The organism is Nocardia sp. CA-151230 (assembly GCF_050942175.1).
GTDB lineage: Bacteria > Actinomycetota > Actinomycetes > Mycobacteriales > Mycobacteriaceae > Nocardia.
In genome coordinates, this window is record NZ_CP192061.1 from 5,066,140 (window position 1) to 5,086,869 (window position 20,730).

The window sequence follows — 20,730 nt, forward strand, 5'->3', positions numbered from 1 at the left end:
TTCTCTACCGTGCAATAGGTCCGTCCGAGGCTCGCCTGCTGTCGTGCCGAGGGCGGGAATACCTTTGGAGGTGGGGAGTATGCCGGGCGTCAGCATGCTGTGGCCGGACTCGGTGGCATCGGGTGACCGCCTGATCGTGGATTCGGGCGCGGTGACCGACCTCCATATCGATCGGATCATCGCCGTCGTCGTCGGGGCCGATGAATACCGGCTGCGGGCCTGGTTTTCCGAGCCCGTCCGGGACCCGGCTACGGTGCGGTACCGCCAGGAGATCTTCGCCGATCTCGCGGATGATTCGGTGCGCGAAGTGTTCGACGCGTTCGCCGCCGGTTTGCGCCGCACTCGTGAACGGCTGGATTGGCAGGAACGCCTGCATCATCCGCATCAACGTCAGTGGTGGCAGCTCGGCGCTGCTGCCGAATACGCCGCAGCGGTAACGCGGTTCACCGAGGCGCTGGCCGCTCTCCCCCTGTCCGCTGGTGCGCTGACCCGCTGGCGGGAGTTCGTCACCGACTACGTCGCCGGGCCCGACTTCGAGCGTCTGGCCACGGCCGTACACCAGGCGCAGCAGGCGTTGAGCTCGGTGCGCTACAGCGTGCGGATCCTCGACCGCACCCTCGAGGTGAGCCCCGTCGGCGCTGAGGCGGATTACAGTGCGGCGATCGCGAAGTTGTTCTCGCGCTTCGGTGTCGGTGCGCCGCGGCCGGGGCGGCCGCGCTCGGAGTGGGACGAGATCAATCACATGGAGGAGCAGATCCTCGATCGTGTCGCCGCTTTACACCCTCGGGTCTTCGAGCACCTTGCCGAATTCGCCCGCGACCACGGGCAGTTCGCCGACGCCGCGGTGATGGCGTTCGATCGGGAGATCCAGTTCTATCTGACGTATCTGGCCTTCGTTCGCCGGGTCAGTGGAACGGCCCGGGCGATGTGCCTGCCACAGTTGGCAACCCGGGGCGCGGAGATCCACGCCGAAGGCGCGTTCGACCTCGCACTGGTCACCCGTCGCGGGCGCGCCGGCACCGAGGTGGTGTGCAACGATCTGCGGCTGTCGGGTCCGGAACGAGTGCTGGTGGTGACCGGTCCCAACCAGGGCGGAAAGACGACCCTCGCACGCACGGTCGGCCAGCTGATCTATTTCGCCGGTCTCGGCTGTCCGGTCCCGGCCCGCAGTGCGCGCCTGCCGTTGGCGGACCGGCTGTTCACACATTTCGAACGTGCCGAGCAGGCAACCGATCCCGACGGGCGCCTCGCCGAGGAGCTGCTGCGCATCCGTGACACACTCGAGGAGGCGACCGCGGACAGCGTGATCATCCTCAATGAGAGTTTCAGCGCGACCAGTACCGCCGATGCCGTGCGGATCGGCGGCGATGTGCTCGATCGGATCGTCGAGCGCGGTGCGATGGCCGTGTGGGTCACCTTCTTCGACGAACTGGCCCGATCCGGACCGGCCACGGTCAGCATGGTGGCCGCCACCGACCCCGGCGATCCATCCCGGCGCACGTTCCGCATCGAGCGCAGACCGGCCGACGGCCATGCCCACGCCGTGGCACTCGCCGAGCGCTTCGGGCTGACCTATGACCTCGTGACCGTCAGGATCGCCGCATGCAGGTGAACCTTCTCCATCCTGCCGACTACGATCCTCGGCCAGCAGGCAACGGGGACAACACCTTCGACGATCTCGGTCTCGAGTCGCTGTGTGCTGCGGCCTCCGACGATCCCGTCATCCGTGATGCCGTGCGGGCGGGACTGGCGGCACCGGTGACCGATCCGGAGGTGATCCGCTATCGGCACGCCGTGCTCGCCGACTGCCGGACTCATCCGATCCCGGTGCGCGAGCTCTACCGGATCGCGTCCCGGGCAAGCGAAGTCAGGCGCCGCAAGGCCGGCCCATTGCACCGCGCCAGTGGGAAACTGCTGCTCGCGCTGGAACCCCTGACCGAGCTGATCACGTTCCTCCGGCAATTGCGCGCCCTCTGCGATCGGGACGGCCACCGGTTCCGAGCACCCGGACTCACCCATCTGATGGCCGTCATCGCGGCCGAGCTCGACGACCGATATCTCGACAGTGTCGAAACACAGCTGGCGGCACTGGATTTCGACCGCGGCCTGCACATCAGCGCCGGGCTCGGCGCGGGCAACCGGATCGCGGGCATCGTGCTGCACGAGCCGCTCCGCCGTCGCCGCTTCGGATTCGATCGCACGAGCCGCCACGCTTTTCGCGTCATCGACGAACCCGACCCCGAATTCGACCCGGTCATGCAGCTGCGCGACCGGGCCGTATCCGTGATCGCCGATGTCGTCGATGACGCGGTCGTCCACATGCAGGACTTCTTCCGGCGACTGAGCACCGAACTCGCCTTCTACATCGGCTGTCTCGCACTACACGACCGCTTCCGCAATGCCGGGCTGGCGGTGTGCTTACCGACCCCGCACCCCGCCGGTACGCCGCGCCTGCGTTGCACCGGACTGCACGACGTCACGCTGTGCCTGACCTCCGGCCACCCGGTGGTCGGCAACGACATCGACGCCACGGGTCGCACCCTGATCGTCATCACCGGCGCCAACAGCGGCGGCAAATCCACCCTGCTGCGCAGCATCGGCACCGCCCAGCTGATGATGCAGGCCGGAATGTACGTCGTCGCAGACACATTCGAAGCCGACATACGCGACGGCGTCTTCACCCACTTCGTCACCGACGAGGACCGCAGCCTGTCCCACGGCAAGCTGGTCGACGAGCTGGCCCGCATGAGCCGCATCATCGACCGCATCACCCCGAACTCCCTCCTGCTGTGCAACGAGTCGTTCTCCTCCACCAGCGAACACGACGCCACCCGCATCGCCGCCCCGCTCGTCGACGCACTCCTCGAAACCGGCGTCTCGGTCGCCTTCGTCACCCACCTCTACGAATTCGCCCACCGCCGTTACCGATCCGCCCACCCGACCGATCTCTTCCTCCGCGCCGGCCACCGCTCGGACGGCACCCGGACCTTCTCCTTCACACCGGCGCCCCCGGAACCCACCAGCCACGCCGACGACGTCTTCCGCTGGATCTTCGATCGAACCCCGGCCGACCGCTGAACGGCGTCCGAGCCGAAATCGGTCCGACCCGAAACGGTTGTGTCCGAACCTGAATGGCGATTCCCGAGCGTTCTGCCAGCGAGACGGGGCCGCTGCTTCGGGGCCCCGATGCCTCCGGGCGCGCCCACGTGGAGCAGCGAACGCCATGGTGAGATAGGTTGTGGCAGCCATGGGGACTCGCGATGAGGTCACGCACCGAATCGATCAGGTGTTCGCGGGCTCGCTGCCGCTCACCGAGGACGAACTTGCACCGCCGAGCATCGACGCGCCGTACGTCATCGCGCACTTTCACGGCCGCTCGCGGGCGGACATCGACCGCTCGAGCTTTCTGCCCGGCCTGCACATGGAAGACTTCACGTACATGACCGCGCAGGCCGTCGAGTACTACCTCCCGGCGGTGCTGAAGCTGATGCTGATCCAACCGTACGATTTCGAGCTCTGGATCCATCTCAGCAGCTTTCTCGGCAGTGCGCGACGCGACGACGAGACCACCCTGCGCGGCCTCCACCCCGCACAGCACGCGGCGATCGCGGACTGGCTCGAGCTCCTGTCCCGCGAGATCGACGAGGGGATCGGATTCGACCGCAAGAACGCCGCGAAGCTGGCGCGGCTCTATCGGCAGCTCGCGAACGCCGCGGCGTAGCCGAACGCCCGCGCGCTCCGCGTTCGGCGGATGGTCGTTTCGCGAACGCGGAACAACGATCTGAACGCAGCGGTGACCAGCGGTTGTAGTAACAACGGCGCAGAGAGCAACGGAGTTCGTGCAGCTACTGGTCGGTCACACCGCATCCAGGAGCAACGGTTGTTCGTGGGTGTGACACCTGGCTCCTACTGCCTTCCACGGTTCAGACGGATCTGCGCTACCAGGGCGCGGTGGTCTGAGCCCGGTAGGTCCACTGTCTCCACCGTGACCGTTCGCCCCTCGGCGATGAGGATGTGGTCGATACCGACCAGGGGCGGCCACCGTTTGTCGGTGGGATAGGTGACCAGATGCCCGGCACCGGCCTGTCCGGCGGCATCGGCGAAACGTCCTGACAGCATCACGCGGTACTGCCAATGGTCGTAGGTCGCGTTGAAGTCACCACCGACGATCACCGGCCGATCCGATGGCGACCGCTCGAGAATCTCGCGCAAACGGGACAACTCGTCGGCCCACACCTGGGCGCCGAACACCGGTGGTACCGGATGGAAGGCGTACACCGTGACCGGTCCAGCGCCTGGAACGTCTGCGGTCGCCGAGAGCTGGTTCAGCACGAACCCGTCATACTCAACAGTCTCCGACAGCGGATAGCTGCTCCAGATTCCCGTCCCGGCCGCGGTCCTTCCCGGGGAGAGATACCGGTACGGCAACACTTGGTCGAGCCCCGCACGGCCGAGACCCTCGACCGCCGGCGGAGTGAGTTCGTTGACGGTCAGCACACCGATGTTCCGCGCACGCACCTGATCGACCACCGCCCCAGGATCCGCTCCGTCGAACAGAAGATTGGCCTGCATCACCATCACCGCAGGTCCTTCGCCGCCGCCTGAGCGATGGACGTACAGCGGAGCTTGAGTCCACACCGCAGCGGCCACCACCACGACCGCCACACCCGCACTGATCCACCATCGCATGGCTACGAACGCCACCGTCCCGACGAGCGCGGCACCCATCAAATACGGCGCACCCGAAGCCGCCAAGACCAACACTCGAGACCCCGATCGACTGAAGTGCAACGCGACCCCAGCGACTCCCGCCAGCGTCGCAATCCACGCGAGCACGCCGACACCGACCCGAACCAACTTCGACATCACAACAGACAAACACACAAGTCCCACAACACATGTCGATGGCCATCCCGAGACGGGAGGCGAGGACGGGCAGTATCGGATGTACTACTCGCGGCGAGGCCGTAGCGCTGCGAAGAGGCAGACTACGCCGACGACCACCAGCCACACCGCTGTCCCGAAGCCTGCGGTGACGACCGTTCCCCACAGCATGATGAACGGCCCGTATTCCGCCACGCGGGCCCAGTATCCGCAGGGGCCCACATCTTCCGGGATGGTCGCGCATTCGGGGTGGCCGATGGCCGCGAAGGCCAGGGTCGCGAGCATCGGAATCGCAACGGCCACACCGAGTATGATCGCCAGCCTTCCGATGGGGCGGGAGAGGACTGCCATGCGGTCAGACCCTAATGCGCCGGGGCGACTTCCACGCGCACACGCAGCCGTCGAGGGTCGGCCGGTTCCTCGCGCCGATAACCGAGTTCGGACGGCAGTGCGTCCAGGCACCAGCACATCGTGGCGCGGTTGCTCGGCCGGGTCCCCGCCGGAGACCCCGGAAGGGAAGCCGGACACCGACCCGGCTACACCGCTGGTCAAGGCAATTTCGTTGTCCTTCTCGCGATTACGACCGGAACCCCGCTTCCGGCCGACCCCAGGTCCAGGTGGTTGAGGAGGTTCTGGATAACGACGTACGGATTCATCGACCGGTCCTTCATCTGGAAATTCGTGCCAACTGGTTGTGACAGCCGTCACGGTGTGCTCTCATCAAGATACACAGATACAGAGAATGTGTCTGTGTATCACACTCACGAACAGGAAATCGGCATGGATGCACACCGTCTCAGCAGGCGCGACGCATTGAGGACAGGTGGCGGTTTGTTGGGCGTCGTCGGTGCGATGGCACTGACGGCACGCACCGCGAGGGCGGAGCCTTGGAGGTGGTCGCCCGCCGATTCGGTGGTCGGCGCCGGTGGCGGCGCCGACCCGTTGACCGTGTACGACCCCGATGCCGACTCCGTCTTGGCGGATGTGATCAACCATGCCGACGTGCCCGAGGTCAACAGGCTGCTGGCGACCTGGGTCTACAACGACCAGCCCTTGCCCGCCGGCCTGCCGAAAGGGTTGGCGGACTTCATCGAATCCGCTCGTCAGCTGCCCTCGTGGACCGACCAGGGCAAGCTGGCCAGTTCCTTCGAGTTCAACAAGAAGCGCGGTCTGTATCTCGGCGTACTGTATGCGTTCGCCAGCGGCATGATGTCCACGGTCATCCCGCACGAGGCCCTCGCGGTGTACTACTCACGCGGCGGATCGCACCTGAAGGAACGCATCGCCAAGACCGCGAAATTCGGGTACGACATCGGCACGGTCAATGCCTACGGGGACGGCGGCGAGATGATCGTGACCTGCGTGAAAACCAGGATCATCCACGCCTCCGTCCGGCATCTGCTGCCGCAGTCGCCGCACTGGCCCGCAGGCGTCACGCCGATCAGCCAGGACGACATGATGGTCACCTGGCACAGCTTGGCCACCACCATCATGCGGACCCTCACCGCGTGGAGAGTCCCCATCCCGGCCGCCGAATCCGATGGCTACCTGCACAGTTGGCAGCTGGCCGCGCATCTGCTGGGCATTCGCGACGAGTACATCCCCGCGACGTGGGAGCAGGCCGACGCGCAGGCAGGCCAGCAGCTCGACCCGATCCTGGCGCCGACCGCGGAGGGCAACGACCTGGCCAACCAATTGCTCAACCTCGGCGCCGATCTCGACCTGACGCTGCTCAGCCGCGGCATTCTGGGCGCGTTCACCCGATTCATCATGGGAGACAAGGTCGCCGACTGGCTCAACATTCCTCGGGAACCGGTCTGGAGCCCGTTGCTCGAGGTGGCGTGGGGCCCGTTCGTCGCCGTTCGGGAAGGAGTGTTGTCGGTGGCACCGGTGGTGGACGCCCCCTACTGGATGTTCGACGAGTTCCTGCGCCAGTTCGCCCTGTGGTACGTGGCCGAACTGCGAATGCCCCTGAGCATCGAAATCCCGCTGACCAACCGATGATTCGCCGTCCTCGTCCAGGGGCATGAGGTCCGGACGACACTCGGCCCGGCACGGGGTACCGCGCTGGATCCGATGAAACAGCTAACGTAACTGCGTATCAACAACGATGTGGAGTGTGTGCAACGCGAACATCAGGCGAAGCGCGATCGCGGCGCAGCCCGAGAACTGACGCAGGACAAGATGTTTCAGGAGGACACCGTGGAATCTGCGCCGCCCGCGAATGAGCTCCCCGCCGGGAAGTCCTTGCTCGAACGCGCCTACCTGCAGGCCGTCGAACAGGTCGACGACACCGACCGGATGCGCACCCGCATCCTCGACGCGGCCGAGAAACAATTCCGGCGGTGGGGTATCCAGCGCTCGACCATGGAAGACGTCGCGCGCACCGCGGGGATCTCACGGATCACCGTCTACCGCCGATTCGCCACCAAAGAAGAACTGGTCGAACGCGTCATCCTGCGTGAATTCCGCCGGTACTTCGACACATTCCTCGTCGATATCGCGGCAGCGACGAATGTCGGCGACCGCGTCGTCCTCGGATTCGTGAGCTCCCTGCGCGCGCTGCGCGGCAACCCCCTCATCGGTGGGCTGATCACCGCCGAACCCGACCACTTCGTCAGCTCACTCGTCGGTGACGACGGACGAGCGGTCGCCATGGTCCGAGAATTCGTAGCCCATCAACTCCGCCAGGAACAGCGGGCCGGCACCATCCCCCCGGACCTGCAGGTCGAGCTGGTCGCCGAGTTGATGGTCCGAATCTGCGCCTCGTTCCTGGCAATTCCGAGCCAGGTCGTCGACCTCGACGACGACGAACAACTCGCCGCCATCGCCCGCCAATTCCTGGTCCCCATGCTCGAGCCGCACGGGCGATAGCACCCGAACACAGGCGATCGTGCTGCGGAGTCCGGTTTGTCACGGTGGTGGAACCGTCATCCGCGATCGGTGCGGGGATTCATGGTCGCGGATATCTGGGCGACCAGGCGCCAGGGGCGGTCGACGTCGGCCTGGGCCTTGCCGCTGGTGAGGATTGCGCCCGACAGGTTGCGGGCACGATCGGACCAGCCGTACTGGGTGGTGAGGCCGCTGCGGCCGAAGTGGGATTCGGTGTTGCGGCCGAACTTCGAGCGGCGGGCGCCCAGTTCGTAGCCCGCCACCGAGACGCGGCCCGCCATGCCGGGCAGCCAGGGGGCGGGATGAATGGCGGCGGCGAGGGTTTCGGGGCGCATGATGCGGATTCCGTCGAGTTCTCCTCCGCGGGTGAGGATTTCATAGAAGCGGGAGAGTTCGGCCGCGGTGGTCACCAGATTGCCGGAGGGGAGTTCGGCGGTGAGGAAGGCGCGGGCGGCCGCCGGGTCGGTCGGGCCGGAGAGGCCGCCGCCGAGGGCTCGGCCTGCCAGGTGGCGCCAGAGTTTGGAGGGTCCGGGGCCGACCTTGACGCTGGGCACCACCTGGTCGACGTCCTCGGGACGGACGCCGAAATTGGTCCAGCGGAAGCCGAGTGGTTCGAGGATTTGTTCGCGCAGATGGTCGCGCATGGCTTTGCCGGTGGCGCGCTGGACCAGCAGACGCTGGATCAATCCGCCGGTCAGTGCGTGATAGACACGAAACCGGTTGGGCGGCCAGCTCGGAACCAGGTCGGCCAGGCCCTGGACGGCGAGTTCCTCGTCGAGGACCAGGTCGGAGCCGCGGTGGGGCGGGGTGATGAACGGGACGCCCGCGGAATGGGAGAGGACGTCGCCGATGGTGATGCGGTCCTTGCCGTGGCCGGCGAATTCGGGGATGAAGTCGCGGACAGGGTCGGTGAGCGCGAAGGCGCCCTGTTCGATGAGCATGAACATCAGCGCGGCGGATACGCCCTTGGCCGTGGAGAATCCGCAGAACGGCGAGTCGGGGGTCACCGGGCGTTTGTCGGCGTCGGGCGAATCCTTGGGCGCATTGCCCCAGCCGTGACCGATGGCCCGGTTCAGCACGATGTGGCCGTGACGGCGCAGGCACACCTGGATGGCAGGTGTGGTCCCCATGCGATACCAGTCCTGCACGGATCGCCAGATCGCCTCGATATGGCCGGACGCGAGTCCGGCGTCGGCGGGGTCGGCTTCGGGTCCGAAAGTGGTCACCGCGTCGAGGTCCGGGTCGATCCGCACCAGCGCTGTCATACCTGGGCTCATCCGACCAGCATAGGGAGATCCCGGTTCACAGGAAGCTCCCAGCAAGGAGTCAGGGTCTTCACCGGCTGGCGCGACACACTCCCGCGGTGAGCGTGACCACTGCCGAGCTGGCCCCGTCCGAACCGACCTCCCCGCCAATCGAGACATCCTCGGAAGGCCTCTCCCCCGCCCGCCGCTGGGAGCGGCCGGCGCTGGCGCTGCTGCTCATCGGTACCGCCGTCGCATACCTGTGGAACATCACGGTCAACGAGATGGGCAACGGCTTCTACGCGGCGGCCGCCTGGTCCGGATCGCAGAACTGGAAGGCGCTGCTGTTCGGGTCGCTGGATCCGGGCAACTTCATCACCGTCGACAAGCCGCCGGTCTCGCAGTGGGTCATGGGCCTGTCCGGGCAGCTGTTCGGGTTCAGCAGCGCGAGCATGCTTGCACCGCAGGCAATTATGGCGGTGGGCGCGGTCGCACTCATGTACGGCGCGGTCACCCGGGTCACCCGCAGCCGCGGCGCGGGCCTGCTGGCGGGTCTGGTGCTCGCGGTGACGCCCGTGGTGGCGTTGATGTTCCGGTTCAACAATCCGGACGCCGTCATGGTGTTGCTCATGACCGCCGCGGCCTACTGCACCGTGCGCGCGCTGCCACGGGCGAGCCTGAAGTGGATCGTGCTGACCGGTGTCGCACTGGGATTCGCGTTCCTGGCCAAGATGCTCGAGGGCCTCATGGTGCTGCCCGCGCTCGGGCTGGCCTATGTGATCGTCGCGCCGACCACGCTGCGCAACCGGCTCTTGCACTCGCTGGCGGCGCTGGGCGCCCTGATCGTGTCCTCCGGCTGGTACGTGCTGCTCACCATTCTCTGGCCCGCCGATTCGCGCCCCTACCTGGCGGGATCGAAGGACAACACCTTCATGGATCTGGTGCTGGGCTACAACGGTTTCGCCCGCTACCTGGGCAAGAACCACATGGGCGGCAACGCCAAGAACCCCTTCGAACTGCCCGAGGGCTACCAGATTCCGAAGGCGCTCGAGGGCGGCGGATTCGGTGGCGGGTTCGGCAACGGGCCGGACCGGATGTTCACCGGTGAGATCGGTTTCGAGATCTCGTGGCTGCTGCCGGCTGCGCTGCTCGCGTTCGTGCTGGTGCTGGTGTCGCGGGGCCGCCGGCCGCGCACCGATCTGATCCGCGGGGCGGCGCTGGTGTTCGGTCTGTGGCTGGTCATCGACGGGGTGCTGTTCTCGGCCATGAAATCGGGCATGCACGCCTACTACACCCTCGCCGTCGCCCCGGCGATCGCGGGCTGCTTCGCCATCGGCGCGTCCGAGGTGTGGCGGCGACGGGCCGAGGCGTTCGGCCGCGTGGGTGGCGCCGGGCTGATCCTCGCGGCGGGGATCTGGGGTTTCGTGCTGCTGCACCGCAATTCCGACTGGCAGCCGTGGCTGCGCTGGACGGTGCTGGCGGTCGCGGTGATCACGGCGCTGGGATTGCTCGTGCTGGCGCTGCCGGTCGCGGCCCGCTGGGACCGGTTGCGTGGCCGCGGGACCACGTTGCTGCTCGTAGTCGGTGTGATCGCGGGTCTGACCGGCTCCACGGCGTATGCGGCCGCGACCCTGCCGCAATCGCACACCGGCGGTGGCCCGACCGTCGGCCCGCCCCATCCCAAGAAGGCCGGACCGGCCGACCAGTTCCGCAAGCAGCTCGAGACGCTGTTCGGCGGTCAGACCGATCCGCAGCTGGTCGCGCTGCTGCAGCAGACCAATACCACGTGGTCGGCCGCCATCGACCGTTCGTCGCCCGCGGCCGGGCTCGAATTGGCCAGCCGCACATCGGTCCTCGCCATCGGCGGCTTCACCTCCGAGGACCCGGTGCCGACGCTGCCCCAGTTCGAGGACATGGTCCGCGACCACGAGATCACCTACTACCTGGCTCCCGAGGTCCCGCTGCCCGACTCCTGGCGGGTGGATCCGAAGCCCGCTGACACCGCCGCGCCGGCGCAATCGGGTGCGAAGCAAGGCATCTGGCGTCCGACGGGCAACAAGGAGGTCCTCGACTGGGTGACCGCCCATTACACCGCGACCCAGCACTTCGGTTACATGGCGGTCTACGACCTGACGGTCCAGCCGCACTGATCCCTACGGCGTCCCCGGATTCCGACTCGGCCCACCGAGTCCCGGCGATCCGGGGACGCCGCCGAGGTCTTTCCAGCTCGGAACCAGATCATTCCCCACTCGGAGGCGAGCAGTACCGCAGCGTTTCAGGCCGGGCTCGCGACGGCGCCTTGCCCGGCCCAGGCGTGGAGCGCTTCGAGAAGACCTGTGTCGCACCGTTCGTCCGCGGCCCACGCCACATGGCCGTCCGGCCGGACCAGGACTGCTGACGGCGCGGGGATGTCGCCGAGGCCGGGTACTGACCAGCGGCCCGCATCACATTGGGCGTGGACGACGTCGATGCGGCCCTGCCAGTCGCTGATCCGCAGGCGGGTTCCGTTCAGGGACAGCAGGACCGGTCGGCCGCTGCGGAGCAGTTCATGGACGCGAGTGCCGCCGGCGGGCACTGTGAGGTCGACATCGGGGACGCGATAGCCGGACAGCGGGTGGCCATCGCCGACGTCGTAGCGGATGTCCAGGGCGAAGAGCATGCCACCGAGGCGGTTTCGGACCTCGTCGATGTCGACGAGTCCGGCGAGCGTTTCGCGCAGGGCCTCGGTGTGCGGGCCGGGACGCATCAGCGCGGTCTGGGCGCGGGTGTTCTGCAGGACGCGCGCGGCGACCGGGCGGCGTTCGGATTCGTAGGTGTCGAGCAAGGCTTCGGGCGCGCGGCCCTGCAGAACGGCGGCCAGCTTCCAGCCCAAATTGGCGGCATCCTGCACCCCGGTGTTCAATCCCTGGCCGCCGGCCGGGAAATGGATGTGCGCGGCATCGCCCGCCAGTAGCACGCGCTTCGAACGGTAACGTTCGGCCAGGCGGGCCGCGTCACTGAACTGTGAGACCCAGCGGGGACTGTGCATCGCGTAGTCGGTGCCGGCCACCTCGCGGAAGGATGTCCGGAAGTCTTCGAAAGAGGGTTCGGCCGCGTGGTCGATGACGCGGTCGTGCCGGTTGACCATGAGCCGGAACCAGCCGGGCTGCAGCGGAAGTACCGAGAAATCACCCGGGCCGCGGCGCTCGGTCAGGATCCAGCCGGGCGGCGGGTCCGCCAGTTCGGCATCGGCGATCGTGCCGACCATGGTGGCGTCGGTCCCGGCGAACTCGATCCCGGCCAGTTTGCGGACCGCACTGCGGCCACCATCGCAACCGACGAGGTATGCGGCCCGGATGCGGCGGCCGTGCGCACCACCGACCTGGATCTCGACACCATCGGAGTCCTGCTCGAGGTCTGCAACCGGTGAGTCCCACTGCACGGAGGCACCCAATTCGGTTGCGTACCGGTCGAGTTGGGTCTCGACGTCGGCCTGGGTGATGACCAGTCCGGTCGGGTATCGGGTGGCCAGATCGCCGAACTCGATGGGCAGCCCGGCGAAATGTCCAGGACCCCGGCCCCGGAACACATACCCGTGCGGCAGCAGCCGCTCCAACAGCCCGCGCTGATCGAGGATCTCCATGGTCCTGGCATTGATGCCGCCCGCCCGTGACTGCCCGGTGCGCGCGCTGAGGGTGTCGAGCAGTACGACGTCGATTCCCGCGAGACGCAATTCGCAGGCGAGCATCAGCCCGGTCGGACCGGCTCCGGCGATGACCACGTCAGTCTGGTAAACATTGTTCACCACATGAAGGCTAGGGGTGGTGGTCCGTGTCGTCAACCACGCAAACCCGGCCGCCGCACACCGGCCGCTAGGCTCTGGACCGATGGTCAAACGTGGATTGAGCCGGGATCGGCTGGTAGATATCGCCCACGAGTACGTGTCGGCGAACGGATTGGACGCGCTCACCATGCGGCGACTGGCGGCGGCCGCCGAGGTGACCCCCGGTGCGCTGTACAAGCATCTGAAGGATCGCCGAGATCTCCAGCGCGCCATGTCCGATGCCGTCTACGCCACCATCGACCTCACCGATATCGACCTCGATGCCCCGACGCTCGCCCAGGTCATCGCCTGCTGCGAGCGCATGCGCGCGGCGATGCTCCGATTCCGCGACGGCGGCCGCATCGTCGCCGGCTCCTACTCCCCCTTCGCGGCCACGGTGAAACTGTCGGGCACCCTCATGGCACTGCTGCAGGGCATCGTCGTACCGCCCTTCGAACCGGGCGACCTGCAATCCGTCCTGCGTTCCTACACAACCGGTTTCGTCATCGAGGAGCAGGCCTACCTGGAACTCGAGCGCTCCGGCGAATGGCAGCCGCTGGTCTCGGCTCTCACCGCCGACGCCCCCAGCCCGAACCCCACCGGCGACACCATCTCCATCATGACCGGCGAACGCGACCACAGATTCACCGCCGGCCTCACCGCGATCCTCGCGGGGACGGTCCGCGAGGATCGCCGGTAGCCGAGTATCGCCCGATCAGGGGGTGACGATCGGGAAGGTGGGCTCGAAATCGTCCAGCAGCGTGGCGAGTTCGCCGAGTGCGGTCACATCACCGTCGACGGTGATGGCGCCCGAGCGGGCGAGTTCCTCGGCGCTGCCCGGGGTCAGCAGCACCCCGACGAGGGCCGCCTTCGGGCCCGACACCGTCGCCCGGGCATCGTCGGCGCGCCCTTGGCGGGCGTTGAGGACACCGCGGCGCACCCACATCGTCCACCGCTGTCCCGAATCGGTGAAATCGAGATTGATGCTGATGTTCGCGCCGGTGGCCTTCTCGCCGATGATGTGGACCGCGACGAAGTCGAAGAGGATGTCGATCGGCATGGCCAGAATCGAGTCCGGGCTGGCGGTCACGTAGGGCGGCGGCTGCACACCCTCACGCAATTCCTTTGCGGCGCTGAGGAAGACGCCCCGCCACTGCGGCCCCTCGGCCTGATACCCCATCTGCTCGTAGGCATCGGCCTGCAATTCTCGCGCCGCGGTATTGCCCGGATCGGCGAAGACCAGTTTGTGCAGAATCTCGGTCGCCCACCGATAGTCGCCGGCCTCGAAAGCGCGCCGGCCCTCGGCGAGAATCGCGTCGGCTCCGGCGAATTCGACGAAGCGGGTGGCCGAGCCGACCGGCGTGTGCGGGTGCAGCGACACCGGATCGCCGTCCCACATGCCGAGTTCCTTGGTGAACACCGCGCGCACATTGTGATGCACGGTGCCGTGGTAGCCCCGATCGGCCCAGTTGCGGCCCAATTCGTCGGGCAGTTCGATGATCTCGGCCGCCTCCAACGGGGTGTATCCCTTGTTGGCCAGCCGCAGCGCTTGGTCGTGGATGTACTTGTAGGTGTCGCGCTGTGATTCCAGCAGCGCGCTCACCTGATCATTGCCCCACACAGGCCAGGTGTGCGGGCCGTAGTGCACCTCGGCCTCGTCGCCCCACCGTTCCAGTGTCTCGTCGAGGTAGCGGGCGAAATTGCGGGCATCGCGGGTGCGTGCGCCGCGCAGGGTCTGAATGTTGTGCAGTGCGTGGTTCGCGTTCTCCGCGCAGGTCAGCGCCTTCAGCTCCGGAATCCAGATGTGCAATTCCTCGGGCGCCTCGGTGTCGGGGGCGTAGAGGAATTCGAGTTCCACCCCGGCGATCTCGCGCCGCGTGCCCGTCTCGGTGATCGAGTCGGTGGGCGAGATGTAGGAGACGGTCGCGCCTTTGGTGGAGACGATGCCGATGCCGCAGGTGATGTGCCCGGTGGCGTTCAGGTCCAGCAGACCGCCGAAGGCGTAGAAACTGCGGCGCGCCATGGCATTTCCGGCGATGACGTTCTCACCGATGGCGAACTTGTCGAACGACTCGATCGTGCCCGGGGCGATGATCGGAACCTTTCCCGACGCCACATCCGCGGGATCGACCACGCCTTTCACGCCGCCGTAGTGGTCGATGTGCGTGTGGGTGTAGATGACGGCCGCGACGGGTTTGTCGGAGACGTGTGCGCGGATCAGGTCCATGCCCTGCTTGGCCGACTCCACCCCGAACATGCAGTCGACCACGATCAATCCGTCGTCGCCCTCGATGACGGTCAGGTTGGCCATGTCGTTGTTGCGGACCTGGTAGATCCGATCGGACACCTGATACAGGCCGCCCAGTTTGATGAGCTGGCTCTGCCGCCACAGGCTCGGATCGACCGTGTCGGGCGCGGGCGCACCCTCTTCGATCCAATCCAGGGCGTGCGGGTCGAAGATGACCGAACCGTCACCGGCGACGACATTGCCCGGCAGCTCGGCGATCAGGCCGCGTCGCACATCCGAATAATCCTGCACGTTCGCCAGGTCGTAGCCCGCAGCCGCTTCACGATGCACGCGGGCAGTGACCGGGGTCGCAGGTTTCGGCTGGTTGCACATGTCGACTCCATTCTTCGATCCGTGTTGCCCGAAGTGTTGCCGCGCCTTGAAAGCTACGCCTCACCCATTCGACGCGAATCGGTCGGGTGAGCGGGACACCGGGACAGCAGACCGGCGAGTATGCGAACATATGTTCGTGTCCGGTTCGACCATGAGGATGAATGACCGCCCCGAGCGGGCGGCGATTCTGCATGCCGACCTGGACTCCTTCTACGCGTCGGTGGAGCAGCGCGACAGTCCGAGGCTGCGGGGGCGGCCGGTGCTGGTCGGCGGTGGGGTTGTGCTGGCCGCCAGTTACGAGGCGAAGGCGTTCGGGGTGCGGACGCCCATGAATGTGCGTCGGGCACTGAGCCTGTGCCCCAATGCGATCGTGGTGCCGCCGCGAATGTCGGCGTATTCGGAGGCCAGCAAAGCGGTCTTCGAGATCTTCCGCGACACCACGCCCGAGGTGGAGGGCATCTCCATCGACGAGGCGTTTCTCGATGTGGCCGGACTGTGGCGGATCGCCGGTACCCCGGTCGATATCGCGCGCGGGCTGCGGGCGCGGGTGCGGGCGGAGGTCGGACTGCCCATCTCGGTCGGGGTGGCGCGCACGAAATTCCTGGCCAAGGTCGCCAGCGCGGTCTCCAAACCCGATGGGCTGCTGGAGGTTCCGCCCGACAGGGAGCTGGAATTCCTGCATCCACTACCGGTCGAACGCCTGTGGGGCGTCGGCGAGGTGACCGCGCGAGAGCTGCGCGAACGCGGCATCACCAAGGTCGGGCAGCTCGCGGACCTGGGTGAGGGGCCGCTCGCGGCGGTGCTGGGCCCGGCGACGGGCAGGCATCTGCACGCCCTGTCGTGGGCGCGGGACCCGCGCCGGGTCGACACCGGGCGGCGCCGGCGCTCCATCGGCGCACAGCGGGCGCTGGGCCGCCGCCATCGCAGCGACGAGGAACTCGAGGCCTACCTGCACGGACTGGCCGACCGGCTCGGGCATCGGCTGCGCAGAGCCCGGCGGGTGTGCCGAACGGTGGTGCTGCGCATGCGTTTCGACGATTTCACCCGCGCCACCCGCTCGCACACGCTGGCGGAGGCGACCGACAGCGGCGAGGCCGTCCTGCGGGCCGCGCGCACTCTGCTGGCCGCGACCATGCCGCTGATCCGGGAGCGCGGCGGCCTCACCCTCATCGGCCTGTCCCTCACCAATCTGGACGACGCCGACACCATGCAGCTGTCGCTGCCGTTCGAGCCGCGTGCGGAATCCACCCTCGATTCGACTCTGGACGCACTGCGTGATCGCTTCGGCGCGGGCACCGTCACGCGTGCGGCGCTGCTGCGGAAGGGCGAAGGGCTGTCGGTGCCAATCCTTCCCGACTGATCGGTCCGGTTCGGCCGCGCGGGTAGCCTGTGACGCATGGCTCTCGACCACGGCGACCCGGGCGACGCGCCCTCGACTCCTCCGCCGCTGACCCCCATCGCGATCACCACCCGGCCGTCCGCGGCGGATGAGGCCAGAACCGTTGCCGCGGCGACGAATACGGCCACCCTGGCCACCCTGTCGGCCGACGGCGGCCCCTGGGCCAGTTTCGTCACGTACGGATTGCTTGCGGGACAACCGGTCCTGTGTGTGTCCCGGATGGCCGAGCACGGCCGCAACCTGGCCGCCGATCCGCGCGCCAGCCTGTCCATCGTGACCCCGGAGCTGCCGGAGGACCCGCTGGCCGGAACGCGATTGACGCTCGCCGGTGTGGCGGAACGCCCGCAGGGCGAGGAGGCGCAGGCGGCCCGCGAGGCCCATCTGGCCGCGGTCCCGGCGGCCAAGACCTACATCGACTTCAGCGATTTCACGGTGTGGGTGCTGCGTGTGCAGCGGGCCCGCTGGGTCGGCGGATACGGCCGCATGGATTCCGCCACCGCCGACGAATACGCGGCCGCCCGGGCCGATCCGATCATTCCCGGTGCGGCCCGCGCCATCGCGCATCTCAATGACGTTGACTCCCTCCCGGCCCTGAAGGACCGGGATTCCCTGCCTCACGACAAGGGCTTCCTGTTTCATCGACGGTTGCCTCCTCACATCAGCTGCGGGGCGGTCTCACACCATCTCCGCAGGCTTCGACGGCCAGCCCGGCCGCAAGAATGTTCTTCGCCGCGTTGATATCCCGGTCGTGGACAGTGCCGCACGGACACCTCCACTCCCGGATGTCGAGCGGCAGGCGATCGGCGATCCGCCCACACGTCGAGCATGTCTTGCTCGACGGATAGAACCGGTCGATCGCCACCACGGTGCGCCCGTACCAGTCGGCCTTGTATTCCAGCATCGACCGAAACTGTGACCACGACGCGTCCGAGATCGCCCGCGCCAGCGAACGATTCCGAACCATGTTCCGCACACTCAAATCCTCTATGGCAATCACTTGGTTTTCGCGCACCAACCGAGTCGAGAGTTTGTGCAGATGGTCCCGCCGCCGATCGGCGATCCGGGCATGAATACGAGCCACCTTCAACCGAGCCTTCGCCCGGTTGCTGGAGCCCTTGTGTTTCTTCGACAACACCTGCTGCGCCTTCGCCAACCGCGCCCGGTCCTTGCGCTCGTGGCGGGGATTGGACACCTTCTCTCCGGTGGAGAACGTGTACAGCGACGTGATACCCGCATCGACACCGACCGTCGCATCGGTCGGGGCGTGCGCGCTGATCGTCTCCTCGACCAGGATCGAAATGTGGTACCGGCCCGCGCTGTCGCGTGACACCGTAACCTGCGACGGGACAGCACCTTCCGGCAGCGGACGAGACCAGCGAATGCTCAGCGGTTCCGCTTGTTTCGCAAGTCTGATCTGGCCGTCGCGGTAGGTGAAGCAGTTCGAGAAATAGGTGGCCGAGTCCTTCGACCGGCCCTTCCTCTTGAACTGCGGATAGCCGGTTTGTTTGCGCCAGAACTTGTCGAAAGCCCCCTGAAGGTTCCTCAAGGCTTGCTGCAACGGTCCCTTGGAAGGCTCTGTAAGCCACTCGGTTTCGGGGTCGCGTTTCCATTGCGTGAGCATCAGCGATGTGTCCGCGTAGTTGACGCGACGCTGCTCCTGGCTCCAAGCGCGGGAACGCTCCGCCAACGCTCGGTTGTACACGTACCGGACACAACCGAAGGTACGGACGAGCTGTTCGGCCTGCTCGGGCGTGGGGTAGAAGCGGAACTTGTACGCCCGCTTCACCACTCGATCGCCCATGTTTGACATGATAGTGCGTTGGCGTGCCACTCGATGCGCTATCCCCGCCCTGAAAAACGGGGTCTGGTCTGCGCGCTACGCTCCCGGATCACGCGGACGCGTTGCTGGACATGGCCCACGCCCGGGGCGGCTATCCGGACGCGACCGCCGCGGTCTGTGAACGCGCCGACCGCTTCGGCCTCGACCTGAGGGTCACCACGCCGCGTGGCATCGCAGTCACCCGTATCGGCTATCTCGCGCCGATCGACAGCATCGCCGACTTGCGTGCGGCCACTGTCGACCTGGCCCGGGTCTCGCGACCGGAGTGACCGAACGGACCGGCCCGCAGCGGTGATCGTCAGTGTGCGGTCTGGGAGGCGGCGGCGGTCTCGTCCAGGTCGGCGAGCGAAAGCAGGTGGCGGGGTGGGGAATCCCGAATAATGCTGGACCGCACGTCCAGATGCCCGCTGGCGTGGAGCAGTTCGCCGGAGGCGAGAAGCCGCCATCCGGGGTCGTTGTCCATGCGTTCGGTGGCGATGACGACGGCGGGATAGTCGGTCAGCGCGCCACTGCTGGTGCGAATGCCCCTGTGACCCGCGTGGTCGAGCCGCCGATCACCCTGTGCGCCACCGGCGGCGCGCTCGAGGACATACAGGTCGTGGGTGTCGGGATAGCGCAGGGCCCACAGCTCGGTCGCGGTGGTGAGGATCAGGTTGAGCGCGTAGAGCGGCAGCCGGTCGGCGATCCAGCCGACCGCGTCGGTGATGCCCGCGGTGACATCGCCCGCATGATGGTCGATCCGGGCGGTGATCAGGGCGAAGAAGCGCTCGGAGTCGGTGTCGCCGTGGACGAGTCGGCGATAGTCACCGAGTTCGTGCTCCAGCTCGTCGAGCCCCTCGAGCACTCCGTTGTGCGCGAACAGGCGTCCGTGTTGCTCGAACGGATGGGTATTGCGCATGATCAGCGCGCCCGTGGAGGCGAAGCGGACATGCGCGACGAAGGTTTCGGATTCGCAGTCGCGGGCCTCCTGCGCGAAGAGCCGATCCTCGTAGGCGGCGATCGGCTGCTTCTCCACCAACGGCGCGCCCGCGGCGGTGAAGGTGCCCAGACCGACGCCGTCGGGTTCGCGGCGACTCTGCTGGGACAGGCTGTCGGGCGCCTCCAGCAACCAGAAGGTGGCGTGCACCCGCTGCGGTGCGGCCGAGAGTCCGAACAGGCGACACATGACCAGCTCCTCTCACGAGAGGCGGAGACGCGCGGACCGCACGACAGCACGGCCGGGCTGAGGGATGATTGGGCTATGTCGGACACGCCGTCGGTGCTCAAGCATCATCGTATGCCCGAGCATGACGCCATGCGCCTCTCGGGCACGGTGGAAGCCATGATGTGGATCCACCGCAACTGCATCGACGGCGACGGCGATACCGAGCAGTCGTGTGGTCGCCGACAGCAGCTACTGGAACTGCGCGTGAAGAACGGGTGGACCTGGCCGCTTCCGAAACCCGATGCGGAATGGCGGTTGCAGCACTGAGGCGGATGTGCCGCCGGGAGCGGAATACCCACGGCGGCAACATAGTTGAGGTGGACCATGACCGACGTTGCGCGTCAGCGACTGCACGAAGAAGTGATCGAGCAATTCCGAGCCGGGGGCGGACACGTCGGCGGGCAGTTCGCCGAGCGTGATCTCCTGCTGCTGACCACCACCGGGGCCCGCACCGGGCAGGACCGCACCTGGCCGCTCGCCTATCAGCGCGACGGCGACCGCTTCGTGGTCTTCGCCGCCAACGGCGGCCGGCCGAACCGGCCGGGCTGGTATCACAACCTGGTGGCAAACCCGGCCGGGACGGTCGAGGTGCGCACCGAGACCTGGCCGGTCACCGCCGTGGTCGCGGGTGGGGACGAGCGGGCGCGGCTGTGGGACCGGCAGCTCGAGATGACGCCCTTCATGGCCGATTTCCAAGCAAAAGTGCAGTGGGAGATTCCCGTCGTCGTGCTGACCCGCACGTCCGCAGCGTGAAAATGTGGTGTTTCGCCCGATCACGGCAAGACCCCTGACACGATTTCCGCCGACGTTCCGTGGGGCCTGCGGAGGCGACCTCCCCGCAAGCC

General features: G+C 67.1%; 18 protein-coding genes and 1 pseudogene. 12 read left to right on the top strand and 7 right to left on the bottom strand.

Annotated elements, in window-relative coordinates:
* Window positions 1-79 precede the first annotated feature (79 nt).
* The 3 genes from ACQP1O_RS24065 (at window position 80) to ACQP1O_RS24075 (ending at window position 3,721) form a co-directional block, all read left to right on the top strand.
* Entirely contained in the window at window positions 80-1,612 is a 1,533-nt protein-coding gene (locus ACQP1O_RS24065; RefSeq protein WP_433560740.1) for a MutS-related protein, read from the top strand.
* Complete coding sequence (locus ACQP1O_RS24070) at window positions 1,603-3,078, top strand: MutS-related protein (protein ID WP_433560741.1); 1,476 nt, start codon at window positions 1,603-1,605, stop codon at window positions 3,076-3,078. The genes ACQP1O_RS24065 and ACQP1O_RS24070 overlap by 10 nt, the downstream gene beginning before the upstream one ends.
* A gap of 169 nt (window positions 3,079-3,247) precedes the next feature.
* Entirely contained in the window at window positions 3,248-3,721 is a 474-nt protein-coding gene (locus ACQP1O_RS24075; RefSeq protein ID WP_433560742.1) for a hypothetical protein, read from the top strand.
* 185 nt (window positions 3,722-3,906) lie between these two features.
* Here ACQP1O_RS24075 and ACQP1O_RS24080 read toward each other — a convergent pair whose 3' ends face one another.
* Entirely contained in the window at window positions 3,907-4,665 is a 759-nt protein-coding gene (locus tag ACQP1O_RS24080; protein WP_433560743.1) for an endonuclease/exonuclease/phosphatase family protein, read from the bottom strand.
* Between the two features lie 285 nt (window positions 4,666-4,950).
* A complete protein-coding gene (locus ACQP1O_RS24085; protein WP_433560744.1) occupies window positions 4,951-5,235 on the bottom strand; it encodes a hypothetical protein in 285 nt (94 codons plus the stop codon).
* 429 nt (window positions 5,236-5,664) lie between these two features.
* Here ACQP1O_RS24085 and ACQP1O_RS24090 point away from each other — a divergent pair, with 429 nt between their 5' ends.
* The gene (locus tag ACQP1O_RS24090; RefSeq protein ID WP_433560745.1) at window positions 5,665-6,888 is read left to right on the top strand and encodes an oxygenase MpaB family protein; all 1,224 of its coding nucleotides are present in this window, start codon (window positions 5,665-5,667) and stop codon (window positions 6,886-6,888) included.
* Between the two features lie 198 nt (window positions 6,889-7,086).
* Window positions 7,087-7,758, top strand: coding sequence for a TetR/AcrR family transcriptional regulator (locus ACQP1O_RS24095; protein WP_433560746.1), 672 nt, complete (start codon window positions 7,087-7,089; stop codon window positions 7,756-7,758).
* 56 nt (window positions 7,759-7,814) lie between these two features.
* Here ACQP1O_RS24095 and ACQP1O_RS24100 read toward each other — a convergent pair whose 3' ends face one another.
* Window positions 7,815-9,053: a serine hydrolase gene (locus ACQP1O_RS24100; protein ID WP_433560747.1), complete on the bottom strand. Its 1,239-nt coding sequence runs from the start codon at window positions 9,051-9,053 to the stop codon at window positions 7,815-7,817.
* 86 nt (window positions 9,054-9,139) lie between these two features.
* On the opposite strand from ACQP1O_RS24100, the gene ACQP1O_RS24105 reads away from it, so the two are divergent.
* Entirely contained in the window at window positions 9,140-11,170 is a 2,031-nt protein-coding gene (locus tag ACQP1O_RS24105; RefSeq protein ID WP_433560748.1) for an ArnT family glycosyltransferase, read from the top strand.
* Between the two features lie 125 nt (window positions 11,171-11,295).
* On the opposite strand, the gene ACQP1O_RS24110 is transcribed toward ACQP1O_RS24105, so the two are convergent.
* Entirely contained in the window at window positions 11,296-12,804 is a 1,509-nt protein-coding gene (locus tag ACQP1O_RS24110; protein ID WP_433560749.1) for an FAD-dependent monooxygenase, read from the bottom strand.
* Window positions 12,805-12,886: 82 nt separating this feature from the next.
* Here ACQP1O_RS24110 and ACQP1O_RS24115 point away from each other — a divergent pair, with 82 nt between their 5' ends.
* The gene (locus ACQP1O_RS24115) at window positions 12,887-13,522 is read left to right on the top strand and encodes a TetR/AcrR family transcriptional regulator (RefSeq protein ID WP_433560750.1); all 636 of its coding nucleotides are present in this window, start codon (window positions 12,887-12,889) and stop codon (window positions 13,520-13,522) included.
* A gap of 15 nt (window positions 13,523-13,537) precedes the next feature.
* On the opposite strand, the gene ACQP1O_RS24120 is transcribed toward ACQP1O_RS24115, so the two are convergent.
* Entirely contained in the window at window positions 13,538-15,400 is a 1,863-nt protein-coding gene (locus ACQP1O_RS24120) for an alkyl/aryl-sulfatase (RefSeq protein ID WP_433560751.1), read from the bottom strand.
* Window positions 15,401-15,572: 172 nt separating this feature from the next.
* Here ACQP1O_RS24120 and dinB point away from each other — a divergent pair, with 172 nt between their 5' ends.
* Together dinB and ACQP1O_RS24130 are read left to right on the top strand one after the other, a co-directional pair.
* Window positions 15,573-16,802 carry a DNA polymerase IV gene (gene dinB, locus ACQP1O_RS24125; protein WP_433560752.1) on the top strand — a complete coding sequence of 410 codons (1,230 nt, stop codon included), beginning with the start codon at window positions 15,573-15,575 and terminating at the stop codon, window positions 16,800-16,802.
* A 36-nt stretch (window positions 16,803-16,838) separates the two neighbouring features.
* Window positions 16,839-17,579 (top strand): HugZ family protein, encoded by a 741-nt coding sequence (locus ACQP1O_RS24130; protein WP_433560753.1) that lies wholly within the window; start codon window positions 16,839-16,841, stop codon window positions 17,577-17,579.
* On the opposite strand, the gene ACQP1O_RS24135 is transcribed toward ACQP1O_RS24130, so the two are convergent.
* Window positions 17,500-18,642 carry an RNA-guided endonuclease InsQ/TnpB family protein gene (locus ACQP1O_RS24135; protein ID WP_433560754.1) on the bottom strand — a complete coding sequence of 381 codons (1,143 nt, stop codon included), beginning with the start codon at window positions 18,640-18,642 and terminating at the stop codon, window positions 17,500-17,502. The genes ACQP1O_RS24130 and ACQP1O_RS24135 overlap by 80 nt on opposite strands.
* 86 nt (window positions 18,643-18,728) lie before the next feature.
* Here ACQP1O_RS24135 and ACQP1O_RS24140 point away from each other — a divergent pair.
* A pseudogene (locus ACQP1O_RS24140) lies at window positions 18,729-18,950 on the top strand (DUF2470 domain-containing protein); the annotation flags it as partial.
* Between the two features lie 29 nt (window positions 18,951-18,979).
* Here the strand turns inward: ACQP1O_RS24140 and ACQP1O_RS24145 are convergent.
* On the bottom strand, window positions 18,980-19,846 hold the full coding sequence (locus ACQP1O_RS24145; protein WP_433560755.1) for a class II glutamine amidotransferase: 867 nt from the start codon (window positions 19,844-19,846) through the stop codon (window positions 18,980-18,982).
* A gap of 111 nt (window positions 19,847-19,957) precedes the next feature.
* Here ACQP1O_RS24145 and ACQP1O_RS24150 point away from each other — a divergent pair, with 111 nt between their 5' ends.
* The gene (locus ACQP1O_RS24150; RefSeq protein ID WP_433560756.1) at window positions 19,958-20,152 is read left to right on the top strand and encodes a hypothetical protein; all 195 of its coding nucleotides are present in this window, start codon (window positions 19,958-19,960) and stop codon (window positions 20,150-20,152) included.
* A gap of 57 nt (window positions 20,153-20,209) precedes the next feature.
* Window positions 20,210-20,638, top strand: coding sequence for a nitroreductase family deazaflavin-dependent oxidoreductase (locus ACQP1O_RS24155; RefSeq protein WP_433560757.1), 429 nt, complete (start codon window positions 20,210-20,212; stop codon window positions 20,636-20,638).
* Window positions 20,639-20,730 lie beyond the last annotated feature (92 nt).

Coding starts and splice junctions, on each gene's coding strand:
- ACQP1O_RS24065 (WP_433560740.1), top strand. CDS start 80: ATGCCGGGCGTCAGCATGCTGTGGCCGGACTCGGTGGCATCGGGTGAC.
- ACQP1O_RS24070 (WP_433560741.1), top strand. CDS start 1,603: ATGCAGGTGAACCTTCTCCATCCTGCCGACTACGATCCTCGGCCAGCA.
- ACQP1O_RS24075 (WP_433560742.1), top strand. CDS start 3,248: ATGGGGACTCGCGATGAGGTCACGCACCGAATCGATCAGGTGTTCGCG.
- ACQP1O_RS24085 (WP_433560744.1), bottom strand. CDS start 5,235: ATGGCAGTCCTCTCCCGCCCCATCGGAAGGCTGGCGATCATACTCGGT.
- ACQP1O_RS24090 (WP_433560745.1), top strand. CDS start 5,665: ATGGATGCACACCGTCTCAGCAGGCGCGACGCATTGAGGACAGGTGGC.
- ACQP1O_RS24100 (WP_433560747.1), bottom strand. CDS start 9,053: ATGAGCCCAGGTATGACAGCGCTGGTGCGGATCGACCCGGACCTCGAC.
- ACQP1O_RS24115 (WP_433560750.1), top strand. CDS start 12,887: ATGGTCAAACGTGGATTGAGCCGGGATCGGCTGGTAGATATCGCCCAC.
- dinB (WP_433560752.1), top strand. CDS start 15,573: ATGTTCGTGTCCGGTTCGACCATGAGGATGAATGACCGCCCCGAGCGG.
- ACQP1O_RS24130 (WP_433560753.1), top strand. CDS start 16,839: ATGGCTCTCGACCACGGCGACCCGGGCGACGCGCCCTCGACTCCTCCG.
- ACQP1O_RS24135 (WP_433560754.1), bottom strand. CDS start 18,642: ATGGGCGATCGAGTGGTGAAGCGGGCGTACAAGTTCCGCTTCTACCCC.
- ACQP1O_RS24145 (WP_433560755.1), bottom strand. CDS start 19,846: ATGTGTCGCCTGTTCGGACTCTCGGCCGCACCGCAGCGGGTGCACGCC.
- ACQP1O_RS24150 (WP_433560756.1), top strand. CDS start 19,958: ATGCCCGAGCATGACGCCATGCGCCTCTCGGGCACGGTGGAAGCCATG.
- ACQP1O_RS24155 (WP_433560757.1), top strand. CDS start 20,210: ATGACCGACGTTGCGCGTCAGCGACTGCACGAAGAAGTGATCGAGCAA.